The organism is Comamonas sp. FUJ_7, from assembly GCF_057369555.1.
Genome location: NZ_JBXXZI010000005.1, coordinates 83,259 through 105,620, shown reverse-complemented (window position 1 = coordinate 105,620; position 22,362 = coordinate 83,259). Strand labels below are relative to the sequence as shown.

The window sequence follows — 22,362 nt, the reverse complement described above, 5'->3', positions numbered from 1 at the left end:
CTGCTTGCGCTTGTATCGACTGGTTTTCAGCTTCAAACAAGCCCAAAACCCATGCAGACCATGCGCAAGCCGCTTCCCTTTTAGCAGTTAGGACACACAGAACATGACTGTGAAACTGATCAATGGCTACGAAGTCGTCATCGGCTTTGAAACCCACGCCCAGCTGGCCACCAGCAGCAAAATCTTCAGCCGCGCCAGCACCGCTTTTGGTGCCGAGCCCAACACGCAATCCAGCCCCGTCGATCTGGCCCTGCCGGGCACCCTGCCGGTCATGAATAAGAAGGCCGTGGAATGCGCGATCAAGCTGGGCCTGTCTCTGGGCTCGACGATTGCGCCGCGCAGCATTTTTGCGCGCAAGAACTACTTCTACCCTGACCTGCCCAAGGGCTACCAGATCTCCCAGTTCGAGATTCCCGTGGTGCAAGGCGGTGAAGTCAGCTTCTATATGGAAGAAGGCAAGCAAAACGTCCTCAAGACCGTGCGTCTAGTGCGCGCCCACCTGGAGGAAGACGCGGGCAAGTCCGTGCACGACGAGTTCATCGGCCAGTCCGGCATCGATTTGAACCGCGCCGGCACGCCGCTGCTGGAAATCGTGACCGAACCTGATATTCGCTCGACTGCTGAAGCCGTGGCCTACGCCAAGGAACTGCACAAGATCGTCACCTGGATCGGCATCTGCGACGGCAATATGCAGGAGGGCTCGTTCCGCTGCGACGCCAACGTCTCCGTGCGCAAGCCCGGCCAGCCGCTGGGCACCCGCCGCGAGATCAAGAACCTGAACTCGTTCAGAAACATGCAGATCGCCATCGATTACGAAATCCTCTGGCAGATCGAGCAGATTGAAGACGGCCACCAAATCCAGCAGGCCACCGTGCTGTTCAACCCCGACACGGGCGAGACCCGCGCCATGCGCACCAAGGAAGACGCGGCCGACTACCGCTACTTCCCCGACCCCGACCTGCCCCCGCTGGTCGTTGCGCCCGAGTGGGTGGAGCAGGTCAAGGCCGAGATGCCCGAGCTGCCCCGCCACATGGCCGCCCGCTTTGTCGAGCAATACGGCCTGCCCGAGTACGACGCCACCATCCTGACCCAGAGCCAGGCCGTGGCCGCCTACTTTGAAGACGCCGCCGCCGTGTGCAAGCAACCCAAGCTGGCCTCCAACTGGGTGATGGGCGAAATCTCGCGCCGCCTGAACATGGAAGAAATCGGCATGGATGCCGTCAAGGTCAGCAGTGCCCAGCTGGGCGCCATGATCGCCCGCATTGCCGACAACACCATCAGCAACGCCGCAGCACGCACCGTGTTTGAAGCCCTGTGGACCGGCGAAGGTCAGGACGTCGATGCCATCATCGAAGCCAAGGGCCTCAAGCAAATGAACGACAGCGGCGCGCTGGAGAAGATCATTGACGAAGTCATCGCCGCCAACCCCGGCAACGTCGAGCAATACCGCGCCGGCAAGGACAAGGCCTTCAATGCGTTGGTCGGTCAGGTCATGAAAGCCTCCAAGGGCAAGGCCAACCCCGGTCAGGTCAACGAACTGCTCAAGGCCAAGCTGGCCTGAGAGCCGCTTTTCAACCGCGAACTCTGTTACAGGCCTGTCCGAAAATGACAGGTCTATGAACCGAGATAATGCACAAGGCCGCAGGCAGCACATGCCTGCGGCCTTGTTACTTTTTGCCCATCGCTGTCTTCGGTTCTCTGCCCTGCGCCGTCGCCCGCCCAGGAAAAATTCTGTGATCTTCTCGAACGCCTCCCTCATCGAATCCGAAAAAGAGCGCAACCTCTGCACCAAGTTCTTCGCAGGCTACTTTTTCAACGAATTCACGCCCGGCTACACCAAGCGCATCACCCTCTTCAACCGCTACATCCAGGAAGTCACGGGCCGCGAAGACCTGGGCATTCAAAGTCCCTGCATCTCCTTCGACACCCACGCCTACCTGTGCCACGAGCGCCTGCGCAGCAAACTGGCCGACGTTCTGGTCTCCGACAGCGCACGGCAGGTCTTTCTGTTCATCGAAACCAAATACCTCACCAACTGGACCTACGCCGCAGACGTAGCCAAGGGCCTGGAGCGACTGGACAAGGTATTTGACGCCGAGAAAAAACCCCATCTGGCCGACGCCCGCCAGCATTACTTTGTGCTCACCTCCCGTCGCAAGGAGGAAGCTGCGGGCCGCCCCGTGCGCCACTACGCGCCGGTGAATGTGCCTATTTTTGTGCCCACCCCGGTTTCGGCTCCTGCGCAGGCTATGGCCGAAGGCGAAGTAGAAGCACCCGCCTCTGCCAAATCAGAGTTCAGCAGCTTGCTGTACTGGGAGGATCTGGCGCTGATGTGTGATCGCTCGGAGGTGCGGCAGTACATGGAGGCGAGGCTGAAGCTGTGCATCAGCAGTTCGCGGAATCAGCATAAGGCGGGGTATTTTTTGCCTGGGGTGTGAAAGAACAAGGTCTTGCGGGAGCGGACGGCCTGCCTGAGTTATGACGAAATTAGCCTCTAGCGCTTATCCAGATTGCGGTAGCAGCTATCAGTTTTTCAAAGAAGCTATCTTGGTATTGCCCCTTTTGCCCACGCCTGCGACGGCAAGTTCTTGGGGCTGGCTGCTGCACCGCAGAGTGCAGCAGCTTCGCCGTTTGTCTGAACGGAGCGGCTTGCCGCGAAGTGAGTTGGGCCGCACAGCCCCAAGAGCTTGACGGCGCAGGTCTGCCCGCAGCGAAGCGAAGGGACGGGGGCCGTAGGGGCCGGCTCTTTGGCTACTTTCTGGCGGCAGAAAGTAGCTCGGCTGGCGGGCCGAAACCCGCCTTCTGTCCCATGCAAAAGCATGTCGCTCAAAAATCAAGCGAAATCAGGCGCTAACGCTTATCCAGACTGCGTCAGCAGCTATCAAAAACACCAATAAGCTATCCCGTATCGCCCCTTGTGCCCACGCCTGCGACGGCGGCCTCTTGTTGCGCGCAGTTGCACCGAAGAGTGCAACTGCATCGTCATCACTTTTACGGCAACGTGTTTGAGCGGAGTTCCACAGGAACGCAGCGAGTTTTGCCGTACAGCAACAAGAAGTCGTCGGCGCAGGTTGCCCGTAGGCGAAGCCGAAGGGTCGGGGGCAGTAGGGGCCGGCTCTTTGCCTACTTTCTGGCAGCAGAAAGTAGGTCGGCAAGGCGGGCCGAGACCCGCCCTCTGCAAACAAGCCAAGCATGTCGCTTGCATCGCACACAGCGTCCGAACACCAGATTCCAAAAAATAAAGCCAAATCAGCCCCTAACCCAATCCCATTAAGCGCAAACAGCTATCAAATTCAATAAACCGCCTTTCTCCTATAAGCAAACGCCGCGCCATTGACTGACACTCTGGGCATTCAGGAGAAATACATGTCTAAAAAAGCATGGCAGGAAGTGCATTTGCTGGAGCTGATTGCCGTTTTCCTGCTGGTCTGCACGGCGGGCTTCTACCTCAAGGCTTATCTGGACTTCGAGTCCAACTACCAGACCTGGCTGCAGTCGCCGGACATGCCCGAGGGCATGAGCCGCGCTGAGGCGCTGGGTTTGTCGGGGGACTTTCTGGGTGGGGTACTGAACCCCATTCTGAGCTTTTTCTCGTTTCTGGCGCTGCTGTTCACGCTGCGGCTGCAGCGGCGCGAGCTCAATGCCACCATGGATGAGCTCAAGAAATCCACGACTGCAGCCGAGAGCAATGTGCGCCTTTTTACCGAGCAGATTCGGACCCAGCGGCTGGATGCCTTCGAGAACACATTTTTCTCGCTGCTCAAGCTGCACAACAGCACCTTCGAGACGATTAACGAGTACCGCCCTGCCGAGGGCGATGTGCCTGCAGGCAGCACGCTGCAGTTGCTGATGGCGCAGGCCCGCGAGCAGGAGACACTGGAGGCCGCGCGCGCTGTGCTGATGGCCGACCATAGCGAGATCGATCACTTCATCTCCATCTTGTTCGAGATGCTGAAGTTCATCGACCAGAAGTTTCCGCAGGATTCGCACAGCGACCGCATGTTCTACGCCAACATCCTCAAGGCCATCATCAACCAGGACGCGTTCGAGGCCGTGGCCATGTACGCGGCCACGCACAATCCCCAGAGTCCGTATTACGCATTCAAGCAGCTGATTGAAAAGTACGAGCTGCTGCAGGAGCTGGACTTCAGGGCCGAGCGGCACCAGAAGTTTGCGGCCGACTATGCGCAGTTTTATTCGCTCTCGCTGTCCCCCATGGAGCTTTGATTTTCAGTCAAAACCCACTCAAACCCAATACTGGCAAGCGCTATAAGCTATCAATTTCATAAAGACTCTCATGCGCTTTACGCTGCTCAAAATTGTGCTCTGGCTGCTGGCCCTGTGCCTGGCGGTGTATGCCGGTCTGTGCGGCTATATGTTCGCCCAGCAGCGCGAGATGCTGTTTCGCCCCGCCCTGACGCAGGTGGCCGCCGAGAGCACGGATTTTTCACTGCAGCGCCCCGATGCCCTGCTGCGCGGCTGGCAGTTGCATCCGCCGCAGGGGCCGGTGCGCAGCGCGGTGATTTACTTTGGCGGCAATGCCGAAAACATTACCCTCCGGCGCGAGCAGCTGGCGCTGAGCCTGCCGCAAAGTGATGTCTACATGCTTGCCTACCGGGGTTATGGCGCCAGCGAAGGCAGCCCCTCGCAGGCCGCGCTGGAGCAAGATGGCGTGGCGCTGTTCGATGAGGTCAGGCGCCTGCACCCGCAGCTGCCCATCACGGTGATAGGGCGCAGTCTGGGCACGGGTGTGGCCTCTGCCGTGGCCCGTGCGCGCCAGCCGGAGCAACTGGTGCTGATCACGCCTTTTGACAGCATTTTGAACACCGCGCGCAGCATGTTTGACTGGCTGCCCGTGGCGCTGCTGCTGCGCGATCCGTTCGACTCTGTCGCACACCTGCGCCACTACCGCGGCCCGATTCTGGTGCTGCGCGCAGGCCGCGACGAGGTGGTGCTGCCCGAGCGGACCGATGCCCTGCTGCACAGTCTGGACGGACGGGCAGCCCCAGTACAGGTGCAGAATTTTGCACAGGCCAATCACTCCACCATCTTCAGCGCCCAGGACTTCTGGGCCGCCATCACGCAGTTTGTGAGCAGGCATGAAAAAGAGGCCTGAAAGGCCTCTTTGCGTTCCTTCTGAGCGGGGTCAGCGGCTGAGCACCCGTTTGTAGAAAAACACACACAGGCCGATGAAGTAGGCCAGGCCCAGCCACATGGCGGGAGCAAAGCCTTCGCCTACCAGCGCCAGCGGTGCGTCCTTGCCGCTGAAGCCGATCAGCGCCGCAATCAAGAGGCCCATCAGGCTCTCGCCCACAATCAGGCCCGAGGCCAGCAGCAGGCCACGCTCTTCGGCTACAGCCTGCCAGTCCTTGCCGCCACGTGCCGCATAGGCCTTGATGGCACGAGTAATGCACCAGCCCAGCACGGCACCGATGGTCAGCGTCAGACCAATGGTGGGAGGCAGGTAAATGCCCAGACCGACGGCCAGCGGAGGCAAAGCGCCTTTGCCCGATTTGCGCAGGCTCACGTCAATCACGATGACGGCAATGCCCACGGCTACGCCAAGACCCAGCATGGTCCAGTCCAGCGAGCCTTTGAAGATGCCGCTGGCAATCTGCATCATCAGCGTGGCCTGCGGTGCAGCCAGTGCCTGGTTGGGGTCCATGCCTTCGCGCGGCAGGCTGCCGGCAAATCCATAGGCGTTGTAGAGCAAGTCCAGCACGGGCGGGATGACCAGCGCCCCCACCAGACAGCCGATGATGAGCACCACCTGCTGGCGCCAGGGCGTGGCACCGACCAGATAGCCGGTCTTGAGGTCTTGCAGGTTGTCGTTGGAGATGGCGGCCATGGCCAGAATGGTCGAGACCATGAACAGCACCAGCGCAATGCCCATCTGCCCGGCCACCGCATCGGCATAGGCGGGTACGACTGCATGCAGCGCCAGCAGGGCCACGCCCATGAGCAAGGTGGCGATGATGCCAATGCCCGAGATGGGACTGGCCGAGGAGCCGACCAGACCGGCCATATAGCCGCAAGCCGCCGCCACCAGAAAGCCGAACACGGCGGCAAACAGCACGCACAGCGCCGACAGGCTGTAACGCGCGCCCGCAGCCAGCTCGGGCATGTGGCCGCCGATGAAGTCATTGACCACCAGGAACAGCACGCCCAGCGCGACGGCGCCAATGGCCAGCATCCAGCTGCGCGGCATGTCCTTGTCGGTTTCATCGCCACTGGCGACCGAGTCCAGACTGCGGGCAGGCTGGTTGCGAATGGCTTGCAAGATGGGCTTGGCCAGCGTTCCCACCGTCCACAGCGCCGAGATGCCAATCACGCCTGCGCCCAGAAAACGCGCCTTGGCCCCCCACAGCTGGGTGGCCAGCTCGGTCACGGCCTGCCCGGCAGCAGGAGTCGCCTGGGCCGTCAGCCACGGCACCACAATGCCCCAGCACAGTACCAGCCCCACCAGCACGGCAATGCCTGCCGCGGCCCCCATCAGATAGCCTGCGGCCAGCAAGGCCGGCGAGAAGCCCGCCGCTACGCGAAAGGCTACGCCGCCCGCCGGAATCCAGAAGTTGAAGGAATCGCCCAGCAGGCGTAGGCCGCTGCTGAGAAAGCCAAACACGGCAGCCAGACCTGTGCCCCACCCCAGATCGCGCAGGCCGGAGCTGCGCGGCTTGGTGGTTTGCTCGCCATCCTTGGCATGGCGCTGTGCATCGCCCACACGCAGCACCTCGGCGGCGGCCACGCCTTCGGGGTAAGGCAGATCGGACTGCACCACCATCACGCGGCGTAGCGGGACCGTGTAGAGCACGCCCAGCGTGCCACCGGCGGCGCAGATCAGTGCCGTCTGCCAGAACGGAAAGCCCGACCACAGTCCCAGCATGAGCAGGGCCGGCAGTACAAAGATCACCGAAGACAGCGTGCCGGCCGCCGAGGCCTGGGTCTGCACCATATTGTTTTCAAGAATGTTGGAGTCCTTGAAGCGATAGAGCAGCGCCATGGAGATGACGGCAGCAGGAATGGCCGAGGCAAAGGTCAGCCCGACCTTGAGGCCCAGGTAGACGTTGGCGGCAGTAAACGCCAGAGTGATCAGCGCGCCAAGCAGCACGCCACGGGCAGTGAACTCTCTTTGAGTTGTTGGGATCGTCATTGTGCAAAGGAGAGGCAAAAAACGGCTCTAGCCTATCACCAGCACCATCCCGACCACAGCCGTCATGCGCACTTCACTCACTGTCTGCCTTGCCTGCAGTAAGCTTGGCTGCCACGCGTCTCGAAGAGGTTGGGCGGCTGTCCGACAGCGTGGACTACCAAGGCCCACTAAGCTGGCAATCTGTTGTCTGACAAATACCGTGCCCTCAAGGAGAGTCTGCATGGACTTCTCGTCTCATCGTCGCCCACCCCACGCTGCCCTTGCAGGTTTCCGCGTCTCGCCCAGCGCAGAGCTGGGCTTGTCTCCCGTCGCAGCACCCGCTGCCGCACGGGTGTCGCCTGCTCAACTGCGCGCCGTGCTCGACGCCATGCCCCAGCTGGTCTGGCTCACCGATGTCGAAGGCAGCGCAGACTATGGCAACAGCGCCTGGCAAGAGTTCACCGGCAGCACAGTCACCACGGGCGGCTGGCTGCAATGGCTACACCCGCAGGACTGCGACGGTGCTCGCCAGCTCTGGGAGCAGTCGCTAAGCTGCGGCAGTGCATTTCAGGGCGAATACCGCCTGCGCCACCACAGTGGCGAGTACCGCTGGTACTTGATGGAGGCCCGCTTTCAGCGCCAAGCAGACCACAGCCGTGGCCTGTGGTTTCTGACCGGCTACGACATTCATGCCCGCGTCCAGGCGCAGCAGGAGCTGGCAGCCAGCGCCCTGATGCAGAAGAACATGCTGGATGTCAGCGTGGACTGCATCAAGCTGCTGCGCACGGATGGCACGCTGATCCACATGAACAAATCAGGCTGCGAAGCCCTGGGCGTGGACCCCCAATCGGGCTTTGGCCAGCGCTGGCTGCCACTGCTGCCGTCAGAGGTACGAGAAAAGGGCAAAAAGGCTCTGCAGCAGGCCATACGCGGGAAAAATGCCCGATTTGCCGGCATGAGCGTGCTACCCGGCATGGCCCCCATGCACTGGGACAACATCCTCACCCCGCTGATCGGCAGCGATGGCAGGGTCAGCAGCATTCTGTGCGTTTCACGCGATATCACCCTGCAGCGCCAGGCAGAGATACAGCTGCGCGAGGTCGGTGAGCATGATGCGCTGACCGGCCTGCCCAACCGCCGCGCCTTCAACACACGCCTCAAGCAGTTGATCAGGTCATCCCGAGACGGCAAGGCCATCGTCGGACTGATGCTGCTGGATCTGGATCATTTCAAACACATCAACGACACCCTCGGCCACACGGCCGGTGACCACCTGCTGCGTGTGCTGTCGCGCCGCCTCAAGCAATGCCTGCCTGACAACGGTATGGTGGCAAGACTGGGGGGCGATGAATTTGCCATCGTTCTCGGGCCGTTGAATTCGCAGCAGGATCTGCAAGAGGTGGCCCATACGGTGCTTTCCCAGATCAACGCCCCCATTACCTATTCAGGCCGACTGATCAATGGCGGCATGAGCATTGGCTGCGCCTTGTTTCCACAGGATGCACGCGATGCCTCCTTGCTGATGAAGTGCGCTGACACCGCTCTCAACGACCTCAAGAGTGGTGGCCGAGGCGGTATCCGCATGTTCAACAATGCCATGCTGCTGGCCGCGCAGGCAGCAGCCCAGCAACTGGAATGCGCACGCCAGATATTGCGTCTGGACAGGGTCACGCCGTATTTCCAGCCCAAGGTGAACATGGCCGAGAACCGGGTCGTCGGCTTCGAGGCCTTGCTGCGCTGGCAGGACGAGCAAGGCCAGCTGCAGCTGCCAGCCACGGTCGGCGCGGCCTTCAGCGACTACGAGCTGGCTTCACGCATCGGGGAGGTCATGCGCACCAAGGTGCTTGAGCAGCTGTGTCTTTGGCGCGAGCAGGGTTTGCCCATGCTGCCGGTCTCACTGAACGCCTCTCCCGTGGAGTTCATGCGCGATGACTATGCCGAGCGCTTGCTTGCGCACCTGGAGCGCCTGAACCTGCCCACACGTCTGATTGAAGTCGAGGTCACTGAGCACATGCTGGGGGAGCGCGGCTCAGACTACGTCAAGCGCGCCCTCAGCCTGCTCAAGCACCAGGGCGTGCGCATTGCGCTCGACGACTTTGGCACCGGTCAGTCCTCTCTCGCGCATCTGCGCGACTACCCGGTCGATTGCGTGAAGATCGACAAAGATTTCGTGCAGCGCATTGAACACGAGCCGACGATTCGCGCCATCATTCAGGCCGTAGGGCATCTTGGCCCCAGTCTTCACCTGGATCTGGTCGCCGAAGGTGTGGAAACAGAGGCTCAGCGCCACATGCTGCAGAACTGTGGCTATCAGATCGGCCAGGGCTTTCTCTTTGGAGAAGCCATGAGCGCAGAGCGAGTGAAAACCTGCCTGCGCCAATTGCCTCGCACACATGCAAAGGGCTGAAGGCGCTTGGCCATCCGTATCATGCGCGCATGGCTGAACTGACCTTTACCCTGACCGAGCAGCAATTTTTCAAGGCACAGCGCCTGCATCTTTCGTTTCAGCCCCGCTGGATCAAGGCGGTTTTCGCCTTCGTCGGCATCGCCGGCCTGCCCATACTTGCGGCCGGGCTGTATTACCAAAGATACGGCCTGATGCTGGTTGGCTGCCTCTACTCCCTGTTTCTGCTGCTGAGCTTCAAACCCTGTGCCAGGCAGGCTGGCAATCTGCTCATGCGCCTGTTGCAGCCCCGGCTGCTGCGCAGCTTCCGGCGCTCGCCTTCTTTGCATCAGCAAAGTCATGTGGAACTGCGCGACGGGGTATTGCACCTTCAATCCGAGAATGGCAGCGGCACCTTGCCGTGGCAGCACATCATTGCCTGGGCAGAGGACGCGCACAGCATCCTGCTCTACCTGCAACCACGCCTGTTCATCATCGTTCCCAAGCACATCGACCCGCAGTTGCAGTTCAGCACACCGCTGCGACAGCTACTGCTGGAGCAGGTAGGTCCGGCTAAAAAATAAGAGATTCAGGCCCCATTCGCTTATTCCGCATTGGATGATTGCCATGAAAAAGGAGACCGAGGTCTCCTTTTTCATGCTGCGTGCTTGCACGCATGGCTTTATGTCATTACTTATTGCACGGTCAGTTTCACTGGATTGGCAAACAAGGTGTAGTGATGATCCTGGTTCATGGCATGACGATACCCAGGCAGCACGGTGGCAGTCCCAGGTGCCGTAAAAAGGATTGAGCCATCAGGCTGTACGTTGTACTGCGCCGTACCATCCAGCACCACCATCTGATTGCTTGTGACATTGAGCGTTGCCCCCACTTGGGTCGTCAGCGTCAGCGGCAAAGCAACCGGTGTCTGCATGTTCACCGCAGTCGCTCCTTGCGCGGCCACCGCTTGAACCGGGAAATTCTGGGCCCAGTGCGCGTCATCAGTGGTCAGGCCGTGGGTGCCATAGCTATACAGACTATAGAAGTCACTTTGGTTGCGCAAAGTCCAGGGCCAGAAGGTCAGACCCCGGTGTTTGGCGGCCTCCACAAGCTCGGAGCTGATGCCGTTTCCATAGCTTGGGTTGTAGGTTGATGAGTTGGCTTGCGTCACGCCCAGGATACTGCGCAGCCCACTTTCAACATTGCCGCCCTTGACCGCCAGGCTGTTGAGTGCGCCCGTGCTGACCTCGGGCATGGTTTTTGCCATGTTTGCGAGCTGGTTGAAATCGAAGGAGATGACAACCAATTGGTCATGCACTTTCTTTTTGTCTACCAGCGCTTTGAGCAGGCTCACGATCTCAGGATTGCTGCTCTTGATTTCGACAAAATGAACCTGCTTCGTGTTCTTGAAGGCATCGAAGTACTCTTCCAGCGTCGGCACTGCATATCCAGATTTCGTCTTGAGCTGCTTGACCTGGGACAGCGTCATCTCTTCGATTGGACCTGTGCCGTCCGTAGTCCTATCTACGGTTCCGTCATGCATGATCACAAGCTGCTTGTCGCGAGTCATATAGATGTCGTTTTCGATGACATCGGCACCTGCAGCTGCAGCCTCCTGGGCACTCTCCAGAGTATTTTCATCCTTCAAAGAGGGCATTCCCCGGTGCCCAATGATCAGCGGCTTGCGCAACAAGGTATTCGCTGGCAGCTTTTGAAGCACCTTGGCATAGGCCTGTGAATGACTGGTCACGACGCCATTGACACCGGTCAGCAGCACTTGCGCCACTTGCTCGGGCGTTGCCGCAGTGGGAGCCACTGCAGCCCAAGGGGTGATCAGCAGACGCTGCATATGAGCCACCGCACTTTGAGTGCTCATGGCAGCAGGCAGTACCGCAATCTTGGCTTTCGCACGATTGGTCTGCGCCACAACCTTCAAGACATCAGCCGTGCTGGCAGTCAGATTGGATGCCGAGAAGTCCACCGCCGCGCGCACCATCGGCATGGCTTTGCGCGCCTGCGCCAGCAACTCCACATTGTTAGACAGCAGTGTGATATCGGTATAGCCATACTTTTCCACGAAGCGTGACAGCGCTGTAACAGTAGCCTCGTTTTCAATGCGCAGCACGGGCATTGCCTGCACCTTGGCTTGGCTTACATAGTCCAGCAAGCTCCCGATACTTTCCCCGCCAGCACCCTTGAGCATCAGCGAACTATCCAGTCCGAACAAGGCGTTGCTGGCTCCTGATTTCTCCAGTGCCGTTTGCGAGCTCATCACTTGCACCAGAGTGGGAGCAACTGCAGCCTTGGTGCCTGTATCCTGAGGAGCAAACAGCTTCACCACGGGCAAAGCATCGCGCTGCTCGGTGACCTTGATGCTCTCAACCCGCATCAGAGCACCGGCTGTCTGCAGGCCAACACCTCCTGCGACATAGCGCTCATCCATCTCCGCATCGTGCAGCAGTTCCCCATTCAGGTACTGGCGGACACGATTGCCGTGCACGATGACCGTAGCACGGTACGTCTTGGCAGGGTCGATTTTTTCCGTGAATGGCTTGGTGCTGCTCACATTCCAGCTACCCGCATTACGGAAGGCAAACTCCGTGCCGTTGGCCAACGTGGCCTCTTGACGCATGGCCATCTGGTAGTAGGGCTCCATCGTAGGAGTCTCTGAAGTGCGATACATCACGCTGGCCCAGCGCTTTGAATCCGTTGCCGCCTCAATCGTGAAATCGACATCGATGCGATAGTTGGAGAGCTTCTGCAAAGACTCAGGCAGAGACACCGCTGTCATCTGCGTTGCATGGGCACGACCATCGATAAAGAGATGGCCATCGCGCACTTCCACGGTGCCTTTGTTGGCAACCGGTTTTGTCCAGCCTTCGGGCAGAGCAGACAAGCCCGCAAATGTCTGATCAAGATATGTCACCAGAGGCTGGCTATCCGGCTCCGAAGGCTTTTCCGGATTTTCTGGATTTGCCGGATCCACAGGTGTCGCTGGATCCAAGGGCGTAGCAGGAATCGAGGGAGTGCCAGCCTCAGGCTGAGAAGAGGAGTCTCCACCGCCACATGCAGCGAGTTGAATGGCAAGCAAGGCAGCCAGTGCTGCCTGGGTTTTCGAAAACATCACAAGTTGTCCGAGAGAAGGGAAAGACCCAGGACTCTAGGGCTGCGATGTGACAGCAAGAACTCACTTTAATGACGAATCCATGAAGACCCTCCATGGATTCGTCAGCACCTTGCTCAGAACAGAACGCGGCAGCGAATGGTGCCCGCAATCTGCGAGAGCTTCTCCAGCGCCAGCGCCGAAGACTTAGCGTCGATATCGATCACCACATAGCCCACTTTTTCATCGGTGCGCAGGTACTGGCCCGCCACGTTGATGCCATTGTCGGCAAACACCTGGTTGATGGCCGAGAGAATGCCGGGGCGGTTTTCGTGCACATGCAGGATACGGTTGTGGCCGGGGTGCTCGGGCAACGCAACTTCCGGGAAGTTGACTGCCGATGTCGTCGTGCCGTTGTCGCTGTACTTGACCAGCTTCTCCGCCACCTCCAGACCGATATTGGCCTGCGCTTCCATGGTCGAGCCACCAATGTGCGGCGTGAGGATGACGTTGTCCATGCCACGCAGCGGCGACTGGAATTCATCCTTGTTGCTCTTGGGCTCCTTGGGGAAGACGTCGATGGCAGCACCCAGCAGCTTGCCGCTCTTGAGGGATTCGGCCAGAGCATCAATATCCACCACCGTGCCGCGCGAAGCATTGATGAGAATGCCGCCTGGCTTCATGGCTGCAATCTGCGCCGCGCCCATCATGCCGTGGGTGGATGGCAGCTCGGGCACATGCAAAGTGACGATATCAGCCTGGGCCAGCAGCTCATTGAGGCTGGAGGCCTGGTGGGCATTGCCCAGCGGCAGCTTGGTCACCACGTCGTGGAAGATGACCTTCATGCCCAGACCTTCGGCCAGCACCGACAGCTGCGTGCCGATGGAGCCGTAGCCCACGATGCCCAGCGTCTTGCCGCGGATCTCGAACGAGTTGTCCGCGCTTTTCTTCCAGCCGCCACGGTGGGCCACGGCGTTCTTTTCGGGAATGCCGCGCAGCAGCAGGATGGCTTCGCCCAGCACCAGCTCAGCCACGGAGCGAGTGTTGGAATACGGTGCATTGAAGACCACCACACCGCGCTCACGCGCTGCATTCAGGTTGACCTGGTTGGTGCCGATGCAAAAGCACCCCACGGCCACCAGTTTGTGCGCAGCGGCAAACACCTCTTCGGTCAGCTGCGTGCGCGAGCGGATGCCGACAAAGTGCACATCGGCAATCTTGCGCTTGAGCTCCTCGCCCTCCAGCGCACCCGTAAGCGTCTCCACATTGGTGTATCCCGCATCCTTGAGCACCTTGAGCGCAGAAGGATGAATGCCCTCCAGCAGCAAGAATTTGATTTTCGATTTGTCCAGCGAGGTTTTGCCCATGTTCCAGCACTCCGATACACCAAAGCCCTATTACAGCGGTTTCTCAATGTCGTCATGAGGTCTGGGTGCATCCACTCACTAGCAGCTCCCGCAGCCGTGCCGCCCCGGCCTGCGCGATACCTGAGGGCCGGATTGCATGTAAAAAATTGCGACGCGACCATTCGCTTTCTACAATCGCGCTCACTTATGCGCTTCCAATTTCATAGTTGCAGGCGCAGACACCTCAAGCTCTCTCCAAGGATTTGCTCCCTATGTTGACCCTCTTGCGCCGCGCAGAAGATTTGCTGATACAAGTTCTGCGCCTTGTCTTGCTGGCCTTCTCCATCTTCGTTCTGGTCGGCATGGGCCACTGGCTCTGGAACTATTACCAGCCAACCAAGCCCGACGCCATCGCAGGCACCACTCTTGACTGGAAGGACGCACCGTACGACCTGAAGTTCATGGAAGAGGAAACAGGCCGCGATCTCAATGGCCTGAGCAGTGCCATCCCGCTGGAAAAGCGCCTGACGGACCCCGCTTTGCGCCCCGACTGGCGCAAGGCCGACGGTTTGCTGCGTGGTTTTATCTACAAGGATGTAGCAGCCCGCAAGCGCATAGAAAAAGAAAACAGCGGCCAGGGTTTGGAGCCTATCCACCCTCTGCTCAAGGGTGATGCCATGCCGTCTGCCGACGACATAGCCCGTCAGATCAAGATGCGCGAAGCGCGAGAAAGCTCCTGCTGCGACAAGGAAGCGGCAGACGCGGCAGCAGCAGAAGTCGATGCAGCGTGGACTGCCCGTCGCATTACCTTCAATCGTGAAGATCGCATAGCCCGCGCCGCCGATGCTGCAGCAGCAGAGGCCATCGCCGAAGTCATGAGCGATGACGACATGCTGCAGGACCCGGTCAATCTCGCCTCTGAAATCCATGACCGTGCCCAAGCCGCCGAGATGGAGCATGGCGAGGGCTCGTATGCGGCCTTCATCAAGGGCTTGCCCGCTGCGCTGGAGCAGGTGCTGGGCAACGAAGCCCTGGCCACCAAGCTGCAACGCCAGCCGGCGGCACAAATCGTCGGCACCTTGCTGATCAACTACACCTTGTCCTTTGACCGCACGGCCCTGAAGCTGCGCGGCGAAAACCCCGATGTAGAGAAAAAAGAGTTTCTGGGCATAGATACCGCCTTTGCAACCATGCTGATTTCCTGCCTGGTCATGGTGATGATGGCGCTGGTCATGATTCGCATGGAGCGCCACATGCGCAACAACTCCAAGCCCTGAATGCCCAGGGTGCCATGCCAGCATCAGCGCCGCTGACGCTGGCGGCCCTGGCCTTGTCTCAGGCCCGCTGCTGCAAAGCCGCGGGCCTTTTTGATGGCAGCTGCTCACCGAGAAAGCGCCCAAGCCCAAACCTTTATTTTTTGACAGAATGGCCTAATCCCCAATACTGCAAAGCCTGAGCAGCTATCAGTTTTCAGAGCTTCACGCCAATCAATGCCATGTCCATAAATCTGCAAGCACTGCGACAGCGCCTTGGGCCCGTCGCCTCACGCCCCTCCGGCAAGGAGTTGCTGCGCGCCTGCTTTGGTGCCGGGCTGGGTCTCGCGGTGGCCGGCATCCTGGTCAGCCTGGCGGACCGCGTTGTGCCCCATACCTTGCACCTGTTTGCCCCTCTGGGCGCAACAGCCGTGCTGATCTTCGCCCTGCCCAGCAGCCCTCTGGCACAACCTTGGAACTGCGTGGTGGGCAATACGGTCTCTGCGCTATATGCCTTGCTGCTGGTCTGGGCCCTTCCGTCTCTGTCTCAGACTTCGCTGACGGCTCTGGCCGTCAGCGGAGCCATTGCCTTAATGCTGCTGCTGCGCGCCCTGCACCCGCCCGGAGGCGCTGTGGCACTGTTAACGGTACTGGCATCGATTCACATGCAGCCGCAAGACTGGCATCTGCTGATTGCCACGGCCTTGCTGTCCAGCGTACTGGTCCTTGTCGGCGTGCTCTATCACAAGGCATGCGACCGCCCTTATATGCAGTCCCCTCAGCAAGTGGACAAGACACAGCGCCCGGCGACCTCTCTTTCCTTGAGCGAGAAAGACCTGCAACAGCTGCTGCAGCGCTTTGGACAAAGCTACAACCTCAGCCCTGAAGACCTGGGCGCGCTGCTGACTGCGGCCGAGGAAGAGGCCATCAAGCGCCGCCTATCCAGCATCCGCTGTGGCTCGGTGATGTCTTCCTCCTTGCTGACCATTCAGGCCCAGACGCCGCTGGAAGAGGTCGCAAACCTGTTTCACCGCCATCTCATCAAAAGCCTGCCTGTGGTTGACGAAGAAGGCGAGATGGTTGGCCGAGTGCTGCGCGCCGACCTGTTTGACTGGCTGTGGCAAGGACACCAGGCAAAGCTGCAGCAAAACCTCTGGCAACGGCTGCGCGGCACCAGCCACACCGCCAAGCTGCAATCCACGGCGCAGGAGTTGATGCGCGCCCCCGAAGTCAGCGTGCAGGAAGACACGCCCCTGGGCGATTTGCTGGAAGACCTGGCCACGCATACCGTTCAGTTCATTGCCGTGCTGCGCGGCAGCACATTGGTGGGCGTTATCACCCGCACCGACGTCATCCGTACCTTGCTGGCACTCAAGACCTGAGGCTGGAAAGTCCTCTTGCAGCAACCGGGCTGCGGGCTAAACTGTCCGCAGAACTGGTTTGATTGCCCCTAGGAGTTGCTGCCATGAACACCGCTGTATTCATTCCCAATCTCGACAAACTGCGCAACATTGTTCAAGGCTTTGGAGTCCATGCCTTCACCGCCTTGCAAGTTGCCACAGAGTACGAAGGCAGCGCCGCCAGCTCTCAAGCCACTCAGACCTTTGAAGCTCTGCTCAACCAGCATGCTGCCGTGCTGGGCATCAAAGCCGTGCCCGGCGAGCATGTGCTCTGGCAAGCCGCCTGACGTCTGGGCCACCTCGCATCCAAGGCTTCACACAAATACCCACCTTGGTGGGTATTTTCTTTTTGGGGCTGCGGCAACTGGGCTAAAGTGCCGCGCCATGTCGCTCATTCCTCTTTCGCTGTGGTTGCCACTGTCCATCTGTGCCTGCGTGCTGCTGGTGCTGGCTGCCATAGGCTGGCTGTGGCGCGCAGCACGGCGCATTCCCGCAGACAGCCGCGATGGGCGCAATATGCGCACCATGGCTGCCGCAGCCAGTGCCGGTCTGCTGCTCTGGCTGGTCTATGGCTTGTTCAAGGGTTATGGGGCACTCTGGCAGGCCGACGCCCTGCTGCTCATGGCCCAGGCATCGCTGCTGCTGCAAATGCCTTTGATTGTCGGTGGCCTGGCATGGGTGGCCGCGCTTCTGCTGGGCCGCGTCATGGCCATGCACAAAGCCGCTCCGGAAGACTGAGCGAGTACGGGTCAGTGCGCGCGCGGTGCGACTGGAGGCTGCTCGCCCCAGAGCTTGCGCAGCTGCTGCAGTTCGACATCAAAGCGCTGATTGATACGCAGCTTCTCTGCATCCTGCTGCTTGAGAAAGCGAGCCTGCTCTTCCTGACTTTCGGTATTGTCGTCCAGTTGACGACGCAGATTGGCCGGAGCCTTCTTGGGATCGTTCTGATAGAACTCCAGCTCGGTATTGAGCTTGCGGCGGCGCTCTTTCAGTTCCACCTGGTGCTTTTGCGCCACGCTAATCACATCATCAACCTGGGCCAGCGCCTCGGCCCGGGCAGCGTCATGGACTGCCTGATTGGGAAAGCGCGCCAGAACGGCACGCTCGCGCAGTCGCTCTTCGCGGGCACGCAGCTGCGCGGCCTGCTCCTGACGACGTTTGGCCTCAAGTGCAACACGCTCCTGCTCCGTCAGCGTCGGCCCCATGCGGCGCAACTCCACACCGGTATTGCCCAGCACGCGCTGCTCGCGGTCAACACAAGAGGCAATGGGGCGATCAGCCGTAATGCGCCGCCCATTGGCATCCGTGCAGGCGTAAATGCCTCCCGTATTGGCCGAACCCTGGGCCAGCGAGGCCCCGGCCCATACGGTAGCCACCACATACAAACTCAGTTTTGCATGCCACGCCTGCTTCATTTGCGGATTTATTCCTTGTCTTCGACACCATAGCGCTGGCGATAGGCCAGCACACGTTCGTGATGCTCGCGACCGGCATCACCACCTTGCTGCTCCAGATAAAGCAACAAGTCTGCCAGCTTGGCAATCGCACACACCTGCATGCCCAGCTGGTTGCGCACGTATTGCACAGCACTGTGCGGCACATCCTGACCATTCTCGGTTGCCATCTCCTGGCGGTCCAAGGCGATGGCCACTGCATGAGGCTCGGCACCAGCGGCTTTGATGATAGCAATCGACTCGCGTGCAGCCGTACCAGCCGACATCACATCGTCAATGATGAGCACACGGCCCTTCAGAGGAGCGCCCACCAGCGTGCCGCCTTCGCCGTGGTCCTTGGCTTCCTTGCGGTTGTAGGCAAAGGGCACGTTCTTGCCCTGACGTGCCAGCTCCACCGCCACGGTTGCAGCCAGAGGAATGCCCTTGTAGGCAGGGCCAAAAACCATATCAAACTCGATGCCGCTGGCCAGAATGGCTTTTGCATAGAATTCGGACAGACGCGCCATCTTGGCGCCATCGTCGAACAGACCTGCATTGAAAAAGTACGGGCTCATACGCCCGGCCTTGGTCTTGAATTCGCCAAAGCGCAGCACGCCTGCGTCGACGGCAAACTGCACAAACTCCTGTGCCAGACGGTCTGCACCGTCCATTGGCTTTTCACTCACCACCATGGATTCATCCTTGTTCAAATTAACCAGCCTCAACCTCAACGGCATCCGCTCTGCCACTACCAAAGGCGCTGAAGCCTGGATTGCAGCCACTGCGCCGGATTGTATTTGCGTCCAGGAAATCAAGGCCCAGGCCTCTGATATGGCCGGGCGTTTCGAGGTGTTGGCTGGCATGAAGGGCTACTTCCACTTTGCCGAGAAGAAGGGCTACTCGGGCGTGGGCATCTACTCACGCCACGAGCCCAGCGATGTGGTGGTGGGTTTTGACATCGAGGAGTTCGATGCCGAGGGCCGCTATGTCGAGACCTGCTTTGATACGCCCACCCGCAAGCTGTCCATCATCAGCTCCTACTTTCCCAGCGGCAGCTCCGGGCCCGAGCGTCAGGAGGCCAAGTTCCGCTTTTTGGCCAAGATGCACGCCCACTTGATGCGCCTCAAGGCCGAGCGCGACTTCATTTTGTGCGGCGACATCAATATTGCCCACCAGAAGGAAGACCTGAAAAACTGGCGCAGCAACCAGAAAAACAGTGGCTTCACCCCCGAGGAGCGCGACTGGATGACAAAGTTGTTGCACAAAACTGAAGAAACCGGCGGCCTGGTTGACGTTTACCGTCATCTGCAGCCTGACACCACCGATGCCTGCTACACATGGTGGAGCAACCGGGGCCAGGCCTATGCGAAGAACGTGGGCTGGCGTCTGGACTACCACCTGGCCACACCCGCAATGGCAGCGCTGGCTCGCACAGAGTCCATCTACAAGGGCGAAAAATTCTCGGACCACGCCCCCATCACCATTGGCTATGACATGACGCTGTAAGTCTCAGTCACAGCCTCGCCTCGAAAACGCCTGCCAGCCATACAGGCGTTTTTGTTTTCAGGATCACTCCATGGCCGAAGTCAGCGGCCGGTTGACCACCACATGCTTCATCACCAGCGTGGAGGTCATGCGCAGCACGCCAGGCAAGCGGGTCAGGCGCTCGTCATACAGTCGCTGATAGGCAGGCAGATCACGCACCACCACCTGCAGCAGATAGTCGGGGTCACCAAACAGGCGCTGGGCCTGCACCACGCTGTCCAGTTGGGCCACTGCCTCTTCAAACTCGGGAACGGATTTGCTGTCCTTGAGCGTGACAAAGACCAGCGATGAGAAGTCCAGCCCCAGCGCCGCCGGGTCCAGCTCGGCGCGGTAGCCACGGATCACGCCTGACTCCTCCAGCGCCCGCACGCGGCGGTGGCAGGGCGAGAGGCTCAGACCCACCTGTTCAGCCAGTTCGGTCACCGTGAGGCGGCCATCGCTTTCCAGCGCAGCAAGAATTTTTCGATCAAGCGCATTCACAGGGCAGATTCTTCCAATTGAAAGCCACTCAGCAACATTTATTGAGAGCACATTCTCGCCTGTCTTCCATATTCTCTCTACATCAACGCTTTTCGAGAGAGTTTCGTGTCAATCGCCGCCCTCACCGCCTTCTGGGCGGTTTCTTTTTTGCTAGTCATCACGCCCGGAGCTGACTGGGCCTATGTGATATCGGCTGGCCTGCGTGGCCGCCCCTTTGTGCTGCCCTCGGTGGTCGGCCTGGCCTGTGGCGCCATGCTGGCCACGCTGGCCGTGGCCGCAGGCGTGGGTTCTCTGGTGGAGCAAAACCCCATGCTGCTGACCCTGCTGACGATTGCCGGCGCCGCCTATCTGGCCTGGCTGGGTATTGCCATGCTGCGCCATCCCTCGGCAGTCAGCTCTGATTCGGAACATGCGCAAGAGGTGGATCAAGGCAGTTGGCGCTGGGCCGTCAAGGGCGCCAGCGTCAGCGGGCTCAACCCCAAACAGCTTTTGCTGCTGCTGGCCCTGTTGCCGCAATTTGTGCACCCCGCCGATTCCTGGCCTGTGGCAGCGCAGATCATGGCCCTGGGCGCCGTGCATGCCGCCAGTTGTGCGCTGGTGTATTACGGCGTGGGCTGGAGCTCGCAAAGCGTGCTGCGCGCCAGGCCCGCTGCCGCCCTGCTGGTGTCGCGCATCTCGGGCTCCCTGATGCTGCTGATTGCCACCTTGCTGCTGCTTGATATTGCTTTTCAATAGATAAAAGAAGAGCGGCTAGCGCCTGTCAATCAATGACTTCAGATGCTTTATTACCTGAAGTCCATGAAAGACAAGCGCTAGCCGCTCCTGTTTTTAAAGATTGTGGAAGCGTTCAGGCGTTCAAGCCTTCAACGCGCCCAGCACCTCATCGAGCATCTTCTTGGCATCGCCAAACAACATGCGGTTGTTTTCTTTGTAGAACAGCGGATTGTCCACACCGGCGTAGCCCGATGCCATGCTTCGCTTCATCACGATAGAAGTCTTGGCCTTCCACACTTCCAGCACCGGCATGCCGGCGATGGGGCTGGTGGGGTCGTCCTGCGCGGCGGGGTTCACGATGTCGTTGGCGCCGATGACGATGGCAACATCGGTGTCGGGGAAGTCCTCGTTGATCTCGTCCATCTCCATCACGATGTCGTAAGGCACCTTGGCTTCGGCCAGCAGCACGTTCATGTGGCCGGGCATGCGGCCAGCCACGGGGTGGATGGCAAAGCGCACTTGCACGCCCTTGTCACGCAGGGTGCGCGTGATTTCATTGACGGTGTGCTGGGCCTGGGCCACGGCCATGCCGTAGCCGGGCACGATGATGACGCTCTTGGCATCGCGCAGCATCTCTGCAGTCTCTGCTGCACTCACAGGAACGACTTCACCTTGTGGCTCTGCAGCCGCTGCATCACCACTCTTTTTGGCCGGTGCGCCGGAGCCAAAACCACCGGCAATCACGCTGATGAAGTTGCGGTTCATGGCCTGGCACATGATGTAGCTGAGGATGGCACCCGACGAGCCCACCAGCGCGCCGGTGACGATCAGCAAGTCATTGCCCAGCATGAAGCCGGTGGCGGCCGCCGCCCAGCCCGAGTAGCTGTTGAGCATGGACACCACCACGGGCATGTCCGCACCGCCAATGGCCATAACCATGTGGATGCCGAACAGCAGGGCGATCACGGTCATCACGATCAGCGGCAGCATGCCTTGCTCAATGGTTTGGGCACGCAGAAACTCACGACCAAACCAGATGACGACCAGCAGCGCAACCAGATTGAGCCAGTGGCGTGCCGGCAGCAGCAGCGGCTTGCCGCCGATCTTGCCGTTGAGCTTGCCAAAGGCGATCAGCGAGCCCGAGAAAGTAACGGCGCCGATCAGAATGCCCACGTAGATTTCAACCTCGTGAATGGCTTTTTCTGCGCCCGTCAGCTGGATGGAGGTATCGACATAGCTGGCAAAACCCACTAGGCAGGCGGCCAGACCGACCAGGCTGTGCATGAGGGCGACCAGCTCCGGCATCTGGGTCATCTTGACGACCTTGGCCGCATACAGGCCAATGCCGCCACCGACAACCAGCGCGCCCACGATCCAGGCCATGCCTTCGGGGCTGACGCGCGGACCAAACACGGTCGCCAGCACGGCCAGCGCCATGCCGACCATGCCGAACAGATTGCCGCGGCGCGATGTTTCAGGGTTGGACAGGCCACCCAGACTGAGAATGAACAAAATGGCGGCGCCCAGGTAGGCCACCGTTGCGAGACTTTGGGACATGGTTGTTTCTCTCTTTTCT

General features: G+C 59.9%; 19 protein-coding genes. 12 read left to right on the top strand and 7 right to left on the bottom strand.

Annotated elements, in window-relative coordinates; genetic code table 11:
• The first annotated feature begins 103 nt into the window (after window positions 1-103).
• The 4 genes from gatB (at window position 104) to AC2I9W_RS09110 (ending at window position 5,116) form a co-directional block, all read left to right on the top strand.
• A complete protein-coding gene (gene gatB, locus AC2I9W_RS09125) occupies window positions 104-1,561 on the top strand; it encodes an Asp-tRNA(Asn)/Glu-tRNA(Gln) amidotransferase subunit GatB (protein WP_486409681.1) in 1,458 nt (485 codons plus the stop codon).
• A 172-nt stretch (window positions 1,562-1,733) separates the two neighbouring features.
• Entirely contained in the window at window positions 1,734-2,438 is a 705-nt protein-coding gene (locus tag AC2I9W_RS09120; protein WP_486409680.1) for an excinuclease ABC subunit A, read from the top strand.
• Window positions 2,439-3,366: 928 nt separating this feature from the next.
• On the top strand, window positions 3,367-4,227 hold the full coding sequence (locus AC2I9W_RS09115; protein WP_486409679.1) for a putative phage abortive infection protein: 861 nt from the start codon (window positions 3,367-3,369) through the stop codon (window positions 4,225-4,227).
• A gap of 70 nt (window positions 4,228-4,297) precedes the next feature.
• Window positions 4,298-5,116, top strand: a complete 819-nt coding sequence (locus tag AC2I9W_RS09110; protein ID WP_486409678.1) for an alpha/beta hydrolase — start codon at window positions 4,298-4,300, stop codon at window positions 5,114-5,116.
• Between the two features lie 30 nt (window positions 5,117-5,146).
• Here the strand turns inward: AC2I9W_RS09110 and AC2I9W_RS09105 are convergent, their stop codons facing one another.
• A complete protein-coding gene (locus tag AC2I9W_RS09105) occupies window positions 5,147-7,150 on the bottom strand; it encodes an OPT family oligopeptide transporter (RefSeq protein ID WP_486409677.1) in 2,004 nt (667 codons plus the stop codon).
• Between the two features lie 220 nt (window positions 7,151-7,370).
• Here AC2I9W_RS09105 and AC2I9W_RS09100 point away from each other — a divergent pair, with 220 nt between their 5' ends.
• Window positions 7,371-9,536 carry a putative bifunctional diguanylate cyclase/phosphodiesterase gene (locus tag AC2I9W_RS09100; RefSeq protein ID WP_486409676.1) on the top strand — a complete coding sequence of 722 codons (2,166 nt, stop codon included), beginning with the start codon at window positions 7,371-7,373 and terminating at the stop codon, window positions 9,534-9,536.
• Window positions 9,537-9,565: 29 nt separating this feature from the next.
• A complete protein-coding gene (locus tag AC2I9W_RS09095; protein WP_486409675.1) occupies window positions 9,566-10,096 on the top strand; it encodes a YcxB family protein in 531 nt (176 codons plus the stop codon).
• A 110-nt stretch (window positions 10,097-10,206) separates the two neighbouring features.
• Here the strand turns inward: AC2I9W_RS09095 and AC2I9W_RS09090 are convergent, their stop codons facing one another.
• Together AC2I9W_RS09090 and serA are read right to left on the bottom strand one after the other, a co-directional pair.
• Complete coding sequence (locus AC2I9W_RS09090; protein WP_486409674.1) at window positions 10,207-12,636, bottom strand: glycerophosphodiester phosphodiesterase family protein; 2,430 nt, start codon at window positions 12,634-12,636, stop codon at window positions 10,207-10,209.
• A 116-nt stretch (window positions 12,637-12,752) separates the two neighbouring features.
• Entirely contained in the window at window positions 12,753-13,982 is a 1,230-nt protein-coding gene (serA, locus tag AC2I9W_RS09085) for a phosphoglycerate dehydrogenase (protein ID WP_486409673.1), read from the bottom strand.
• 251 nt (window positions 13,983-14,233) lie between these two features.
• On the opposite strand from serA, the gene AC2I9W_RS09080 reads away from it, so the two are divergent.
• From AC2I9W_RS09080 to AC2I9W_RS09065, 4 genes are all read left to right on the top strand, one after another.
• A complete protein-coding gene (locus AC2I9W_RS09080; RefSeq protein WP_486409672.1) occupies window positions 14,234-15,238 on the top strand; it encodes a hypothetical protein in 1,005 nt (334 codons plus the stop codon).
• Between the two features lie 218 nt (window positions 15,239-15,456).
• Window positions 15,457-16,596 (top strand): HPP family protein, encoded by a 1,140-nt coding sequence (locus tag AC2I9W_RS09075; RefSeq protein WP_486409671.1) that lies wholly within the window; start codon window positions 15,457-15,459, stop codon window positions 16,594-16,596.
• Between the two features lie 83 nt (window positions 16,597-16,679).
• Window positions 16,680-16,901: a hypothetical protein gene (locus AC2I9W_RS09070; protein ID WP_486409670.1), complete on the top strand. Its 222-nt coding sequence runs from the start codon at window positions 16,680-16,682 to the stop codon at window positions 16,899-16,901.
• A gap of 97 nt (window positions 16,902-16,998) precedes the next feature.
• Window positions 16,999-17,352 (top strand): hypothetical protein, encoded by a 354-nt coding sequence (locus AC2I9W_RS09065; protein WP_486409669.1) that lies wholly within the window; start codon window positions 16,999-17,001, stop codon window positions 17,350-17,352.
• An 11-nt stretch (window positions 17,353-17,363) separates the two neighbouring features.
• On the opposite strand, the gene AC2I9W_RS09060 is transcribed toward AC2I9W_RS09065, so the two are convergent.
• Complete coding sequence (locus AC2I9W_RS09060) at window positions 17,364-18,029, bottom strand: DUF4124 domain-containing protein (protein WP_486409668.1); 666 nt, start codon at window positions 18,027-18,029, stop codon at window positions 17,364-17,366.
• Window positions 18,030-18,037: 8 nt separating this feature from the next.
• Window positions 18,038-18,739, bottom strand: coding sequence for an orotate phosphoribosyltransferase (gene pyrE, locus AC2I9W_RS09055; RefSeq protein ID WP_486409667.1), 702 nt, complete (start codon window positions 18,737-18,739; stop codon window positions 18,038-18,040).
• A 10-nt stretch (window positions 18,740-18,749) separates the two neighbouring features.
• Between pyrE and AC2I9W_RS09050 the strand changes: the two genes are divergently transcribed.
• Complete coding sequence (locus AC2I9W_RS09050; RefSeq protein WP_486409844.1) at window positions 18,750-19,553, top strand: exodeoxyribonuclease III; 804 nt, start codon at window positions 18,750-18,752, stop codon at window positions 19,551-19,553.
• 63 nt (window positions 19,554-19,616) lie between these two features.
• Here AC2I9W_RS09050 and AC2I9W_RS09045 read toward each other — a convergent pair whose 3' ends face one another.
• A complete protein-coding gene (locus AC2I9W_RS09045; protein ID WP_158388738.1) occupies window positions 19,617-20,072 on the bottom strand; it encodes an Lrp/AsnC family transcriptional regulator in 456 nt (151 codons plus the stop codon).
• A 105-nt stretch (window positions 20,073-20,177) separates the two neighbouring features.
• Here AC2I9W_RS09045 and AC2I9W_RS09040 point away from each other — a divergent pair, with 105 nt between their 5' ends.
• The gene (locus AC2I9W_RS09040) at window positions 20,178-20,807 is read left to right on the top strand and encodes a LysE family translocator (protein WP_486409666.1); all 630 of its coding nucleotides are present in this window, start codon (window positions 20,178-20,180) and stop codon (window positions 20,805-20,807) included.
• A gap of 120 nt (window positions 20,808-20,927) precedes the next feature.
• On the opposite strand, the gene pntB is transcribed toward AC2I9W_RS09040, so the two are convergent.
• Entirely contained in the window at window positions 20,928-22,343 is a 1,416-nt protein-coding gene (gene pntB, locus AC2I9W_RS09035; protein ID WP_486409665.1) for a Re/Si-specific NAD(P)(+) transhydrogenase subunit beta, read from the bottom strand.
• Window positions 22,344-22,362 lie beyond the last annotated feature (19 nt).

Excerpts from the sequence above, each read along its gene's own strand:
- AC2I9W_RS09075 (WP_486409671.1), top strand. The coding sequence starts at position 15,457 with ATGTCCATAAATCTGCAAGCACTGCGACAGCGCCTTGGGCCCGTCGCC.
- AC2I9W_RS09105 (WP_486409677.1), bottom strand. The coding sequence starts at position 7,150 with ATGACGATCCCAACAACTCAAAGAGAGTTCACTGCCCGTGGCGTGCTG.
- serA (WP_486409673.1), bottom strand. The coding sequence starts at position 13,982 with ATGGGCAAAACCTCGCTGGACAAATCGAAAATCAAATTCTTGCTGCTG.
- pyrE (WP_486409667.1), bottom strand. The coding sequence starts at position 18,739 with ATGGTGGTGAGTGAAAAGCCAATGGACGGTGCAGACCGTCTGGCACAG.
- gatB (WP_486409681.1), top strand. The coding sequence starts at position 104 with ATGACTGTGAAACTGATCAATGGCTACGAAGTCGTCATCGGCTTTGAA.
- AC2I9W_RS09060 (WP_486409668.1), bottom strand. The coding sequence starts at position 18,029 with ATGAAGCAGGCGTGGCATGCAAAACTGAGTTTGTATGTGGTGGCTACC.
- AC2I9W_RS09090 (WP_486409674.1), bottom strand. The coding sequence starts at position 12,636 with ATGTTTTCGAAAACCCAGGCAGCACTGGCTGCCTTGCTTGCCATTCAA.
- AC2I9W_RS09110 (WP_486409678.1), top strand. The coding sequence starts at position 4,298 with ATGCGCTTTACGCTGCTCAAAATTGTGCTCTGGCTGCTGGCCCTGTGC.
- AC2I9W_RS09070 (WP_486409670.1), top strand. The coding sequence starts at position 16,680 with ATGAACACCGCTGTATTCATTCCCAATCTCGACAAACTGCGCAACATT.
- AC2I9W_RS09115 (WP_486409679.1), top strand. The coding sequence starts at position 3,367 with ATGTCTAAAAAAGCATGGCAGGAAGTGCATTTGCTGGAGCTGATTGCC.
- AC2I9W_RS09080 (WP_486409672.1), top strand. The coding sequence starts at position 14,234 with ATGTTGACCCTCTTGCGCCGCGCAGAAGATTTGCTGATACAAGTTCTG.
- AC2I9W_RS09095 (WP_486409675.1), top strand. The coding sequence starts at position 9,566 with ATGGCTGAACTGACCTTTACCCTGACCGAGCAGCAATTTTTCAAGGCA.
- AC2I9W_RS09065 (WP_486409669.1), top strand. The coding sequence starts at position 16,999 with ATGTCGCTCATTCCTCTTTCGCTGTGGTTGCCACTGTCCATCTGTGCC.
- pntB (WP_486409665.1), bottom strand. The coding sequence starts at position 22,343 with ATGTCCCAAAGTCTCGCAACGGTGGCCTACCTGGGCGCCGCCATTTTG.
- AC2I9W_RS09100 (WP_486409676.1), top strand. The coding sequence starts at position 7,371 with ATGGACTTCTCGTCTCATCGTCGCCCACCCCACGCTGCCCTTGCAGGT.